General features: G+C 40.2%; 13 protein-coding genes and 1 pseudogene. 6 read left to right on the forward strand and 8 right to left on the reverse strand.

Annotated elements, in window-relative coordinates; all coding sequences use genetic code 11:
- On the reverse strand, positions 1 to 1113 hold the full coding sequence (locus tag M998_RS16965; RefSeq protein ID WP_231906742.1) for a fatty acid desaturase family protein: 1113 nt from the start codon (positions 1111 to 1113) through the stop codon (positions 1 to 3).
- A 415-nt stretch (positions 1114 to 1528) separates the two neighbouring features.
- Between M998_RS16965 and M998_RS16970 the strand changes: the two genes are divergently transcribed.
- The gene (locus tag M998_RS16970; RefSeq protein ID WP_068445529.1) at positions 1529 to 1855 is read left to right on the forward strand and encodes a DUF1090 family protein; all 327 of its coding nucleotides are present in this window, start codon (positions 1529 to 1531) and stop codon (positions 1853 to 1855) included.
- Between the two features lie 184 nt (positions 1856 to 2039).
- Here the strand turns inward: M998_RS16970 and M998_RS16975 are convergent.
- Positions 2040 to 2390, reverse strand: a pseudogene (locus tag M998_RS16975) (thiamine pyrophosphate-dependent enzyme); the annotation flags it as partial.
- Between the two features lie 112 nt (positions 2391 to 2502).
- Between M998_RS16975 and frmR the strand changes: the two are divergent.
- From frmR to fghA, 3 genes are read left to right on the forward strand one after another with little or no spacing between them, the layout of a single operon-like run.
- Positions 2503 to 2775: a formaldehyde-responsive transcriptional repressor FrmR gene (frmR, locus tag M998_RS16980; RefSeq protein ID WP_068445525.1), complete on the forward strand. Its 273-nt coding sequence runs from the start codon at positions 2503 to 2505 to the stop codon at positions 2773 to 2775.
- An 18-nt stretch (positions 2776 to 2793) separates the two neighbouring features.
- A complete protein-coding gene (locus M998_RS16985) occupies positions 2794 to 3906 on the forward strand; it encodes an S-(hydroxymethyl)glutathione dehydrogenase/class III alcohol dehydrogenase (protein WP_068445524.1) in 1113 nt (370 codons plus the stop codon).
- 55 nt (positions 3907 to 3961) lie between these two features.
- The gene (gene fghA, locus M998_RS16990; protein WP_068909957.1) at positions 3962 to 4792 is read left to right on the forward strand and encodes an S-formylglutathione hydrolase; all 831 of its coding nucleotides are present in this window, start codon (positions 3962 to 3964) and stop codon (positions 4790 to 4792) included.
- Between the two features lie 37 nt (positions 4793 to 4829).
- Here fghA and M998_RS16995 read toward each other — a convergent pair whose 3' ends face one another.
- The 6 genes from M998_RS16995 to hemP form a co-directional block, all read right to left on the reverse strand.
- The gene (locus M998_RS16995) at positions 4830 to 5624 is read right to left on the reverse strand and encodes a heme ABC transporter ATP-binding protein (RefSeq protein WP_068909959.1); all 795 of its coding nucleotides are present in this window, start codon (positions 5622 to 5624) and stop codon (positions 4830 to 4832) included.
- Position 5625: 1 nt separating this feature from the next.
- Positions 5626 to 6627 (reverse strand): FecCD family ABC transporter permease, encoded by a 1002-nt coding sequence (locus M998_RS17000; RefSeq protein WP_068909961.1) that lies wholly within the window; start codon positions 6625 to 6627, stop codon positions 5626 to 5628.
- Entirely contained in the window at positions 6624 to 7445 is an 822-nt protein-coding gene (locus M998_RS17005; protein ID WP_068909963.1) for a heme/hemin ABC transporter substrate-binding protein, read from the reverse strand. Before M998_RS17005 ends, M998_RS17000 begins: the two co-directional genes overlap by 4 nt.
- 15 nt (positions 7446 to 7460) lie before the next feature.
- Entirely contained in the window at positions 7461 to 8510 is a 1050-nt protein-coding gene (locus M998_RS17010; protein WP_068909964.1) for a hemin-degrading factor, read from the reverse strand.
- A gap of 25 nt (positions 8511 to 8535) precedes the next feature.
- A complete protein-coding gene (locus tag M998_RS17015) occupies positions 8536 to 10554 on the reverse strand; it encodes a TonB-dependent hemoglobin/transferrin/lactoferrin family receptor (RefSeq protein ID WP_068909965.1) in 2019 nt (672 codons plus the stop codon).
- A 403-nt stretch (positions 10555 to 10957) separates the two neighbouring features.
- Complete coding sequence (hemP, locus tag M998_RS19835; RefSeq protein ID WP_231906756.1) at positions 10958 to 11098, reverse strand: hemin uptake protein HemP; 141 nt, start codon at positions 11096 to 11098, stop codon at positions 10958 to 10960.
- 1040 nt (positions 11099 to 12138) lie between these two features.
- Here hemP and M998_RS17030 point away from each other — a divergent pair.
- The gene (locus M998_RS17030) at positions 12139 to 12936 is read left to right on the forward strand and encodes a DUF3100 domain-containing protein (protein ID WP_068909968.1); all 798 of its coding nucleotides are present in this window, start codon (positions 12139 to 12141) and stop codon (positions 12934 to 12936) included.
- Between the two features lie 3 nt (positions 12937 to 12939).
- A complete protein-coding gene (locus tag M998_RS17035; RefSeq protein ID WP_068909970.1) occupies positions 12940 to 13416 on the forward strand; it encodes a hypothetical protein in 477 nt (158 codons plus the stop codon).
- The last annotated feature ends 16 nt before the right edge of the window (positions 13417 to 13432 follow it).

The raw sequence follows: 13432 nt of genomic DNA on the forward strand, positions 1-13432 counted from the left end.
CTAATGCTGCGCCGGTGGCTCTCCCATTTTTCGTAAGAAGCGAATTTGAGCTTTAACCAGTTCATTATAATTGATGCATCGATAGGGCATATTGTGCGCTTTGGCGAGTTGAGAAACAATCTTAGCGAGAGCGGGATAATGACGATGATGCCAATTTGGAAATAAGTGGTGGGTTAAATGATAGTTTAGCCCTCCCGTTAAGCGCCATAGAGAGTTGGGGGACGGTAGCCAATCACAAGCGGTGACAAAATTGTGATGATACCAACCGTGCTTGATTAATTTATCGTCAGGAGCGGTGAAAAATTCGGTTTCAGCCCAATGTGTGCCTAAGAGTAAATAAATAACAAATAATGACGCGACCATTTGGCTAATGATGTAAGTTAGAAAAATGGTCATGAAACTGATGCCATTTATATGAGCAATAATTAATGGCAGACCTAGCATCAATGTCAAATGACCTATTTTACTGGCCAGAAAGAGTCCCCAACCTAATTTGCCTGTGAGTATATTTTTTGTTTTTATGGGGGTTTTTCCTGTTCTATCTGACCAGTCAAAAACTAATGCAATCCACGTTAGTGATAATGAAGCGACAAATGGCCAATAGATATGTTGGAATTTCATGAATGGCCGCCATTTTTGGAACGGGGTTTGTCGGAAAATACCGTTTTCTTCCGTATCCAGATCATAATGCTCAATGTTGGCGTAGTGGTGGTGAAAATATACATGGCGGGCTCGCCAAAATTCCGGTTCTAACCCTAAAGGTAATGTGACGATCCGACCAAAAATCCGGTTTTTCCAACTGGCTTTAAATAACGTATTGTGACAGGCATCATGCTGACCAATAACGTTTAAAAACATAATGAGTAAAACAAAAGAGAAATAACTTAGGAAGTAAACAATGGTAGACGAGGTATAGAGTGTTGGTAGGTAACAAAAAATGGCAATGACAAATAGACTGATAATGACGGTCAAATCTAAAGTACTTGCATATACATGGTCTTGTTTTTTTTGAAGATAATCACGACTGGCTTGCTTGAGAGCAAGATGAAAGTTTTGCTCATTAGTATCAGCATATTGAAGTTCGTATTCGAGGGAACGCATATTTTTTCTCATCAGCGATAATCTTACAAATTAAGAGTGAAGATTATATCGATGAGTGTGCAATTAGCGCAAAATAATTAATGCTTGTTTGTTTTATTTAAACTTATTCTTAGGCTGGAAGGGATAATGATTTTACTCAAAACGCGTTATTTTTCATGAGAATTTTTATTGCCATGAAAAAGGTAAAGCAGAGATAACTCAAAAGTGATAGGTAACATCCATGTAAATCAATCCGTTAATTACAAGATAACAATTAAAATTGTTTCTGTCTGTAATAAATTATATATAAAAGTAATTACGCTTATAGGGGGTTATATAAACACATTTAATGTGTACATAAGCCAAATTAAGACCTTGCCTATAGTGTTGGCTATAATAAAATGATGGAATATAAAAATAATAAATTATTTTATATTAGGATTAATAAATGAAAAGTATTTTTTTTATGGTTTTAGCCATTATTATATTTCCATTATCTTCTCAAGCGGGATCAAAATATCAAGGTTGTGATAATAAAATCTACCAGCTAGAAAAACAACTGAGTTATGCTAAAAGATATGGTAATAAATACAGAGTAGCTGGTTTAGAGCGGGCTATTGCCAATGCTCAAGGGCACTGCTATGACCATTATTCAGGTGCAACAGGGGCAACAAGACTTAACAGTCATTATTATCTTGATGAAACAAAACAATTAGAGAAAGAAATTGATTTGCTTAAAGATGAAATTGAGCGCCTAAAAGATTTAAATAAATAGCCCAAATTTAAAATGTGAAAATAGGACATAGCTTACGATTAAATTTAGTTCGATCTAAATGAAAAATTATCGGTAATTTTTATATTGTTGAATGTTTTTATTAAAAATAAAAACATTAGGGACGAACTAAAGTAAAAACAAAAGTAGTGTGGCGTGTTAATAGCCGCACTACTTTATTTATTATTTAAAAAAGTTTTTTCTGTGGTGGTCCTGAAAAATTCATTTTTCCAATATTATCCATTAATACTTCCACCACAACAGGTTGTTTTAAAGCAATTGCTTGTTGAAGCGTAGATTTAAAATCAGAAGTTTTTGTGATTGTTAATGCGGTAATCCCCATGGATTGAGCAAGTTGGCTAAATGATGGGGTAAGTAACTCATTATAGTATTGGCGATCTGAAAAATATTTTTCTTGAATGCCTCGCATCACACCGTACCCTTTATCATTCATAATGATCAAAACAATGGGTAATTGTTCTTGTGCCATTGTTGCCAATTCTCCAATGCCTAGCATTAACCCTCCATCTCCAACTAACCGCATTGATCGTTCAAAGAAAAACCCGTATTTAGCGCTTAGTTAACTTGATTCTGTACAAAATATCTAACCAATACTATACTCACCCTATGTATACGAAAGAGGCTTTGCGATGCCACATTCACCGAAAGAAAAAAAAGCAGTATTAACTCGCGTCAGGAAATTAAAAGGGCAGCTTTTAGCCTTAGAAACCGCATTAGAAAATGAAGCAGAATGTGGGGCGGTATTGCAGCAGATTGCGGCTATTCGTGGGGCGGTTAATGGCTTAATGGCCGGTGTCCTCGAAAGTCATTTACGCGAAGGATTACAAGCCTCAGCGGATACACAAAACCAGAGAGATTCCGTTGATGATGCTATTTCTCTTATTCGAACCTATTTGCGTTAAACACGAAAAGGAACCAACATGAAATCACGTGCAGCCGTTGCATTTGGACCGGGTCAGCCACTCAAGATCGTTGAAATTGATGTTATGCCGCCTAAAGCCGGAGAAGTCTTGGTTAAAATCAGCCATACCGGTGTATGCCATACAGATGCCTTTACATTATCTGGGGATGATCCTGAAGGGTTATTTCCTGTTGTATTAGGACATGAAGGTGCAGGTGTGGTGGTTGAAGTTGGGGAAGGCGTGACCAGTGTTAGCGTTGGTGACCATGTGATCCCGCTATATACCGCAGAATGTGGCAAATGCGTATTTTGTGAATCCGGTAAAACTAACCTTTGTGTTTCTGTGCGTGCGACCCAAGGTAAAGGTGTCATGCCTGATGGTACAACCCGTTTCTCTTATAATGGTCAGCCAGTTTATCACTATATGGGCTGCTCAACTTTTAGTGAATATACCGTTGTTGCAGAAGTCTCATTGGCAAAAATCAATCCTGAAGCTAATCATGAAGAAGTTTGCTTATTAGGCTGTGGTGTAACAACCGGTATTGGCGCTGTTCATAATACCGCTAAAGTACAAGCCGGTGATTCTGTCGCTGTCTTTGGGCTTGGTGGTATTGGTCTTGCGGTGATCCAAGGCGCGAGACAAGCCAAAGCAGGGCGTATTATCGCAATTGATACTAATCCTTCTAAGTTTGAGCTAGCACGTCAATTTGGCGCAACAGAATGTTTGAATCCAAAAGATTTTGATAAACCGATTCAACAAGTGCTCATTGAAATGACGGAATGGGGTGTTGACCACACATTTGAGTGTATTGGTAATGTGAATGTCATGAGAGCTGCGCTAGAAAGTGCGCACCGTGGTTGGGGACAATCAATTATTATTGGTGTCGCAGGCGCCGGGCAAGAAATTTCAACGCGTCCATTCCAATTAGTCACCGGACGTTCATGGCGCGGTACGGCATTTGGCGGCGTGAAAGGGCGTAGCCAATTACCGGGTATGGTCGAAGATGCAATGAAAGGGGATATCGAATTAGCGCCATTTGTTACTCACACCTTACCACTGGATAGCATTAATGAAGCTTTTGATTTAATGCATGAAGGTAAATCGATTCGCACAGTTATTCATTACGAATAAATATCAAAGGCTTGCGATCGCAGGCCTTTATTCGCTTTTCGAATCAGGAGGTTAAATGGAAAGGATTGAACGCCATGCGTGTTTTAGCGGCTGGCAAGATGTGTATCAACATCAATCAGAGGTGTTAGGCTGTACAATGAAATTCGCTGCCTATTTACCACCTCAAGCAGAAAAAAATCATTGCCCAGTGATTTATTGGCTATCAGGATTAACCTGTAATGAGCAAAACTTCATCACTAAAGCAGGCGCGCAGCAATTTGCGGCTCAGCACGGTATTATTTTAATCGTGCCTGACACCAGTCCTCGTGGTGAGCAAGTTGCAGATGATGAAGCTTACGATCTTGGTCAGGGAGCCGGTTTTTACCTCAATGCAACTCAAGCACCGTGGAACCGCCATTATCATATGTATGATTATATCGTTTCTGAGCTGCCTAGCTTGGTCGAAGCCAATTTACCTGCGTCAAATAAGCGGGCAATTTCTGGGCATTCGATGGGTGGACACGGTGCTTTGATGATAGGACTGCGTAATGCTGCTCGCTATTGCAGTTTATCTGCTTTTGCACCCATTGTTGCCCCTTCTCAAGTACCTTGGGGGCAAAAAGCTTTCAGTGCATATTTAGGGGAAGAGACTGCAACGTGGCAGGAGTATGACTCGGTGCATTTACTCGATAACGCAACAGCAATCCCACCTATTTTAGTCGATGTTGGGACGGGCGATGCGTTTTATCACGATCAATTAAAACCCGAGTTACTTTCTGATGTGTGTGATAAGCAACAGCATAATTATACCTTAAATCTACGTGATGGATACGACCACAGTTATTATTTTATCAGTAGCTTTATTGGTGAGCACATTGCATTTCATGCACAGCATTTGAAAGGTTAGTGATGAAAATTCCCCCAAAACTGGGGGAATACTATAACTAGTGGCGTAAATAGACGTGAGGGGTATCGTTTTCGGGATGCTGGCTTACGGCTAAATCGGCTTTATACCAACGGGTTAAGTTCTCCGTTGTTAATACTTGCGCTGGGCTTCCATTTGCCACTAGTTTCCCTTCGTGGATCAAATACACACTATCTGCATATAACGCCGTAAGATTAAGATCGTGCAACACACAGCACACCCCTAATGGACGCTCGCGTGAAAGTTGATGCAGTAAACGTAAACTGTGTTGTTGATGATATAAATCGAGTGCGGACGTGGGTTCATCAAGGAATAAACACGCAGGGCTGATTTCAGGTTGCCATAATTGAGCCAATACTCGCGCTAATTGCACCCGTTGTTGTTCCCCTCCCGAAAGCTGCCGGTAATCACATTGACGTAATGAGTGGCAATTGGTTTGTGCCAAAGCTTCTTCAATTGCTTTTTGCTTATGCTCTGACCCATAAGGCGTACGCCCCATGGCAACCACATCTTCTACGGTAAAGGCAAATTGAAGATGGCTATGTTGTTTCATCACGGCCCGTTTTTTTGCCAGCGCGTTGTTATCCCATTGCAAAATGGAACGACCCTCTAAAAGGCATTCACCTTGGGAAGGGGGAACATAGCCGGTTAATAGCTTTAATAAACTGGATTTCCCTGCGCCATTGGGGCCAATAATCACGGCCATCTCATGCTGCTTAATGGAAAAGCTAATATCATCAATTAATGTTTTATTATTGATGTGATAGCTGAGGTTTCGCGCTTCTAACAGTGTGGATTGGTTGAGTTCCATCATGTTAAATCCTGCCAGCGGGTTGACGAAGGATCAACCACAAAAAGTAAGGGCCACCGATTAACCCAGTGAGTAGACCAACTGGAATTTCAGCGGGGGCAACCACGATCCGAGCGAGAGTATCAGCCACTAATAATAGCGTAGCACCAACAATTGCCGAGCCCGGAATTAACCAGCGATGATCAGGGCCTAATGTCATGCGAATTAAATGAGGCACAACCAAACCAACAAAGCCGATAACACCGCTCATTGCAACGGCGCAGCCGACTAACATTGCACTGAGAAACAACAAAATAAATTTAGTGCGCTCAACATTCAAACCAAGATAATGCGCATCCTCATCACCTAACTGTAAAATGTTTAGCTTGTTACCTTGCCATAGACAAATAAAGCAGACCGGAAGAATGACGGAAGCGGCTATCGTCAGGGATGTCCAATCAACATTGCCGAGTGTTCCCATCATCCATAAACTAAACGTCCGCAATTGTTGGTCGTTACTGACATAGCTCAATACCCCAATAAACGACATACAGAGTGCATTGATGGCGATACCTGCCAGTAATAAGCGCGCCAAATTGCCATTAGAGGTGCGATTAAGACTAAAGATGATCAATGAAACGACTAAACTTCCGACAAATGCAGCGCCAATATGACCATAGTTTTGCAAAACGCTAGGTAAAGATAACGAAAAGACAATAAAGGCAGCGACACACAACGCCGCGCCACTGCTGATACCGAGCAAGCTTGGATCCGCAAGGGGATTACGAAATAACCCCTGCATTATCGCGCCGGATACGGCAAGGGCTAACCCGACTAAAATGGCTAATAAAATACGTGGAAGACGGATATTTAACCAAATTTGCCAGTCTGGGTCTGTGGCAGAAGCCTGCCACAGTGTGTTAATGGATAAGTGCATTGCGCCAGCATTAGAGGCAATCAATGTGATGACGCACAACACTAAAAATAGGATGAAAATAACAATCAGTGGATGTTTAAAACGCATCATTGGGACTTTTCTAATGCCTCACGTAGCTGTTGCATCACTTTTGGCGTACCTAAACTGAAACTTAGCATGCCCACATCATCTACGACGACTAATGCTTTGTTTTTCCCCGCCGGTGTCATCGACATTCCGGGTAATTTCCAAACCTTATCAATACCACCGAGGGATTTAATCCCTTCTTCCGTGAAGATAATCAAATCAGGCTGGCTTGAGAGCAACCCTTCTTGTGACAGGGCGCGATAACTATCAAAATTCGCCATGGCATTTTTTGCTCCTGTCGCTCTTATTAGGCTATCAGCCGCGGTTTTTTGGCCAGCGGCAAGGGGCAATACGCCACCATGACTCATGATAAATAAAACTTTTTTATCAATGGGAGCGGTGTTGACCTTAGCAAGCTCTTGGTTGAATTGCTTTACCAGCGCTTGTCCTTGTTCTTTTTTTCCGACAGCGTTAGCTACCGTGGTAATTTTTTCAGGAATGGCTTCTAAGGCGGGTTTACCGGTCACCTTGATAATCTTTACACCACTTTTTTCTATCTGTGACAGTGCAACAGACGGTTTTGCTAGCTCACTCGCAAGCACTAAAGTTGGGCGCATGGATAAAACACCTTCTGCATTTAACATTCGCATATAGCCAACGTCAGGGAGAGAAAGTGCTTGTTCAGGGTGAAGGCTCGTACTGTCTCGGGCAACCAGCTGTTTCTCTGCACCGAGTTCATACACGATTTCCGTTACATCACCACCGAGGGTGACAATGCGTTGTGCTGAGTATGCACTTATCGACATCATCAGCGTTACTGTCATTAGAAGCCATTGTTTCATATTGATTTACCTAGATTAAATGTGTGGTAATGCCATCACTTGATCGCGCCATTGCTCTTGCTCTGGTGTGCCTTCAGTGCGTTGACCATACATTTGCACAATTTGGTTTCCTGCTTTATCAAATACTTCCAGACTGGTGACAAAGCCGTCATCTGTGGGTTTACGTGTGACCCAACATTCCGCAATATCATTTTCAATCATATGTAGGGTGAAATCAGGATTAAAAATATTCAGCCATTTCAGATCAGAACCTTCACTTTGATAAGGCATGATACGCTTGATTTGCCCGGTGAAAATTTGCACACAACCGCGGTTTCCAACAAAAATCATAATTTCATTTTGGTCATTAAACGCGGTATGAACCAATTGATTGAAAGAATCAGTAGGCACTTGCCATGCAAGGTCATCACTGACGGCACTAAATACTTGCTGGCGGCTTAGATTATTTTTCTTCAATAAGATAAAGAATTGGTGCACGTCTGTCATATTGCGCCATTCTTGCTCCAACTGCTGTTTAAGTTCATCGCTAACAGGTTGAGAGGTAAAGGGTTGTGCTGCTTCAAGTTGTAATGAAGGGTTGTCTACTGCGGCATATTGTTCAATCAGTGCATTCCATGCAGCAAGATCGGTTTCATCAGTAGTATAAACCTTGTGCAGGGCATCACCTTGTTTATCAAAGAATTGAATGCTGTGACGTTCACCATTTTTAGCTTCTTCACTGAGGGTAAACACAGAATCCCAATGAGAGAAAAACATTCTCAAGTCCAGTGCTCGTGGGTTTAAAATCAATCCACCGTGGGAACTAAACCTTGCATTCTCATAGCGTCCTACTTGCTCATGTACCACGTATTCATTGCGTGTAATGGCTTTGACTTGGCCTACAGTACCCAATGCGGTCAGTAATGTCGGGGCATCAACATTCAGACGCTTTGCTTTATCACGACCAACGCGGCTATGCAGTAACTCAGCTTCGGATACCTCTAAGTATGCAGCAAGATCACGAGCGTATTTTGCTTTATTGTCTGTTTTTGCCTGTTGGTAACGCTCGAAAAGTATTGAATTCACGGTTATCTCCTTAATTTAATGTGAATTACCATTGGAAGCTGACTAGCAGCTTGGCATTACGTCCATCTTGTGGAATGCCTTGTGATGAGTAATATTCTTTGTCGAAGGCATTGCCTAAGACAACACTAGTACCCAAGCCTTTAAGTTGTCCTTGGCCTTCATAGCTGACATAAAAATCATGTACTGCATATCCGGCTTGTTTTTCTGCTTTTGTTGCTTTATTGAAATCAGTATGGCGAGTAAATTCACCTAACCAACCCACGGAAAATCCACTGTCCGCGACAGGGACAGATAAATTACTGGTCACAGAATCGGGCTTGATTGAGGTGATAGACTCACCAGTGTATTCATTTTTACCTTCGGTGTGGTTATAAGCGAGATTCCAATTGAAGAAATCGGTTTTATAATCCATTGATGCATCCCAGCCCCAAATTTTGGCACGTTTGGTATTGATTGAGGTGGTGTAGTTGTTACTTAAGTCGATCTTATCTTCGTGCACATAAGTATCGATATAATCTTTGGCCTTGGTATCAAAATAACTGGCTTTGAATTGCAAGTTATCCCGAGCCATCAATAAATCATCAAAACGTAAACCAAAGCCATACTCAGCCGTGCGGGTTGTTTCTGGTTTTAGGTTTGGGTTTGGGCGCCAGCGATTGAAATAATAAGGTGGTTTGACTGGAAAATGGATAGCATCGTTATACATTTCCATCATTGATGGGGCTCGGAACGCTTCCGAGTACGAGGCAAATAGCATTGACCATTCGGTTGGCGTAATGCTTACTGCCCCTTTAGATGACCATTTTCCTTGTTTTGTGTCCTCATTTCCTTCAGCACTTGATTTATAGTGGTCATAGCGGGTACCCAAAATAAAGGAAACGGGTAAATCTTTCAGGGTAATTTCATCCTGTAAAAAACCTGAAGCAAAGGTGATATCGGCATCTGGAAATTGTGTCGTGGCAGCATAAGGTGTTTGTTTTTGCTTATAAGCCTCACTGCCATACGTTAAGTTATGCGCAGCAACCGGCAAATCATAGAAATTGCTCCGGTTATCGATCTTCATTCCGTAAGTTTTTTGGGTTCGACCTTCGTATTGGGTACCGACCCCTTTAGCGGTGATATTGACATCAGAATAATACGGGGTAACTTTGAAATTCAACCAGTTCTGAGACTCAGGGTTGAGCTGATAAGTCATTTGAACGTCGCGCTGACGAGTGGTGCGATTGACATTTAAATTGTTTTTATTGCTGAAGATTTCTTGTGGATTTTTCGGTTCATTGGCATCGTTATTGTAGTAGCGCATCTGCCCTGAAAGTTGTTGTGCATCATCCAGCTGCCATGTTCCCTTAGCGAGTAAATTAGATATGGTTTCCTTGTTATCCATATCATCGCCATTACTAAGGCGGATATCACCCACTTCTTTAGTGACAAAGCTGAAGAGGCCATCAAGTTTTTCCGTTCGACCAAAAGCAGTACCACCAAAACCAAAACTATGATCGCCCGTTGCTGCTTGGGTAAAGACGCGAGCACCGCTATTTTCGCCATCACGTAGCAAGTCTTTTGCGTCAACGGTTTCCCATGCCACGACACCGCCCATTGCACCACTGCCGTACAACAGTGCAGAAGGACCACGAATAATTTCAACTTGCTTAATCAATGCAGGGTCAAGAAATGTACCATTAATGTGTCCGGTATCCGTTCCTTGGCGAACGCCATCCACTAAGGTCAAAATACCGTTCTTATCAAAACCACGCATATAGATATCTTGTCCATTGACACGGCTGGTACCCGTCACACCGATACCGGGTACTTTACGCAAGATATCGTTTACTGTGCCTGCCGTTTTGGTTTCAGGTGAATTGTTTTTGATCACCGTCACCATCATGGGGGCATTGAAGCTATCTCTTTCATTCCCAGTTGCATATACCGTCATCACATCATGGCGATTTTTTTCAGGGGCAGGGAGAGCGGTTTCTGCATGTGCACTTGTTATGATTGAAACAATGGCACTGGTCAGCACAGACACGCGTAAAACATAAGACATAATAGTTACACTCCATAAAAATTTGCCAACTCATTTTTTAGTGATACACAGTAATGAATTGATGCGTATTGTTATTTTCATTTTTTATTAGTGATGGTTAGATCACGCAATAGAGTTAAAACTAAAGGGAAAAAATACGCGTAAAACGCAAAATTGGTTTTTGATTATGGAGGTGAGCACAATTATTAATGATTAGGGCATTATCATTAATAGCGGTGTACTGCTCCCACCCTGAGCTTTGGGAGTTGTTTATTGTTCTTTTATTGCAAAAGGCAATCATCGAAGCAGACAACAGTTTAAGCTCCATAAGAAACCATTCCCTTATGTACTCGTTTAAGCTGGCTGCCTTAAGATAGACCTAGGTGGCTTGCTGGATAAATTGTGAATTCGTTAGTTCGTCACGCTATTTGGTTAAAATCAATTTACCTGCGCGAGTTTGTCGCAATTGATAGGTTTCACCGCGATGTTGTATTTCAACTTTACCTGCCGGACCTAATAATTTTTGACTCTCAATCACGTCTGTTTTAACCGTTAACTTGGTCATTTCGACCTCATTCGCAACAAGTTGCTTTGTCATATTAGTTACCACACCAACATTGTTGATAATAAAAATGATACTGAGAATCATTATCTTTAAAATGATAATTGATAGCAAGTGATTTTCACAATAGAGCAACAAAAGGGATATGCGAAAAGGTGTAGATAGGCGACTTATTCAAGGGGAACATCAATATATGTGTTCATATTATTGTTAATAATAAGTTGCGATTATATTCTTATATTGAATAAACAGTCAGATATATATGCTTTTTTCTATTCTTTTCGTGGTCTAAGTGCTTTCGTTATTTGGCGTCCATAGTGGAGCTCTATATGATGAATATTAGTAAAATAAAAATTTAAGTTAATAGGATTGAATATTCGTTTTCAATTAAAGTTAGAGGAGAAAAATACAGTTATTGAATACAAATGACACTTTATAATTACCTATAGGCTAGTGAATACTCAAAATTGAGACCTATGTCAAAAATCATATATTTTAAAATTAAATTATAATATATCAATTATTTTTGATAAATTTTGTTGGGTTATTAGTTAGAGTTAAAAACTTTAAAAAAAATAAAATTGAATTTTTATATTGTTTTATTTTTTATATTTAGCGATAGAGGCTGATTTAAATTTAATTTTTGTAATTATATAAAAAAACAAAATGCATTATCAATATTATATTAATAATGAAAACGAGATAAAGATCACGCTATTAACGTATTTGATGGGTTTCTCTTTTATTTCAATGAAATATCAGTAATTTTTATGAAAAAAAAGAAATATTGAATATAAGGAATTTCGTAATCCAATGAAAAATAATAAAAATAAATTATTCTCATAGTGATTTTTACGTATTTTTACTTTGATATGTTAATAAATGCTAATTTATTGATTTTATCCATGCTTTTTAGGCATGGTTGAGAGATTTTCGGAATATTGTCAGGGAAATAGTTTAATGGATAGTATGAATACGAAAATGATTCATTTTTATTATAAATACAAAAACGCTTAAAAATAATTCCAATAAAAGGTAACACTATGGGTATATTAAAAGATAGTAAGTTGCTTTTGGTTAGCTTATTTATCATTCTTCTTTCTGAAGCAATAGGGCAAATTAAAATCAGCTTGGTAATGATTTTTCCAATGCTTTATTCTATGTTGATGGGTGGTATTATTAGCTTTCCAAAATTCAAAATTCTCAACGAAAAAAATATGGCACATGCAACCTCAATTATGAGTGTTGCTTTAGTGATCCTAATCGCCAAATTAAGTACATCCGTTGGGGCTTCTTGGGAAAAAATTATTCAAGCAGGTGGGGCGCTCATTCTACAAGAAGTTGGGCATTTTATTGGTACGATCATTCTCGGTCTACCATTGGCGATTATGCTAGGTATGGGGCGTGAAGCTGTTGGTGCCACATACTCTGTTGGTCGTGAGCCGAATATCGCTATTATCGAAGCTAAATATGGGCTAAGTTCCCCAGAAGGTCGTGGTGTCATGGCAATGTATATTTGCGGCACCTTATATGGCGCGGTGTGGATGGGAATTCTGGCTAGTGTTATTGCAGGCCTAGATATTCTTAGCCCACTGGCTCTGGCTATGGGGGCGGGTGTTGGAAGTGGCTCGATGTTGGCGGCAGCCGTTTCTCCTTTACTTGAGCTTTATCCTGATCAGGCAGCGGATATTCAAGCCTTCTCCTCTTCAGCAAACTTGATGTCTTCAGTATTAGGTCTGTACATCTACATTTTCTTTTCCTTACCTTTTGCCTCTTTCTTATATAACAAGCTAAAAAGAAAACGTGCAACGGCAGCTTCAGAGTTAAATAAGGATAACTAAATCATGAAAAAGATGGCAGAAATTGCGATAATTATTATTCTCGTTGTATTCTTCACTTCACTCGGTGATGCTATTGGCGGTTCATTATATGGTCGTGGTGATTTTGGACAGGTATTTAGCGATACATTGCTCGCCATGGCGTTGTTAGGCGGAATGTCATTTGTGGCATATTTAATCGCGCAAATCCCACCATTAGGTAAATTACCTGTTATTTTTTGGGTTTCCCTAATAGCAGCAGGTTTGTGTTCACCACTGTTCCCTTATGACAAAGAAATGATAGCGATGACAGGAAAAGTTTCAATTGCGGTTATCAGTACAACCGTACTCGCATTTGCCGGACTTTCACTGGGCAAAGATATCGATAAATTTAAAGCTATTTCTTGGCGGATCATCCCTGTATCACTGGCCGTATTTACTGGAACATTCTTATTCGCTGCACTTATTGGTCAAGTGACTCTCTCATGGAGTGGCGTTATTTAAATCAGAGGAAGCATTA

Source organism: Providencia heimbachae ATCC 35613 (assembly GCF_001655055.1).
GTDB classification, from domain to species: Bacteria; Pseudomonadota; Gammaproteobacteria; order Enterobacterales; family Enterobacteriaceae; genus Providencia; species Providencia heimbachae.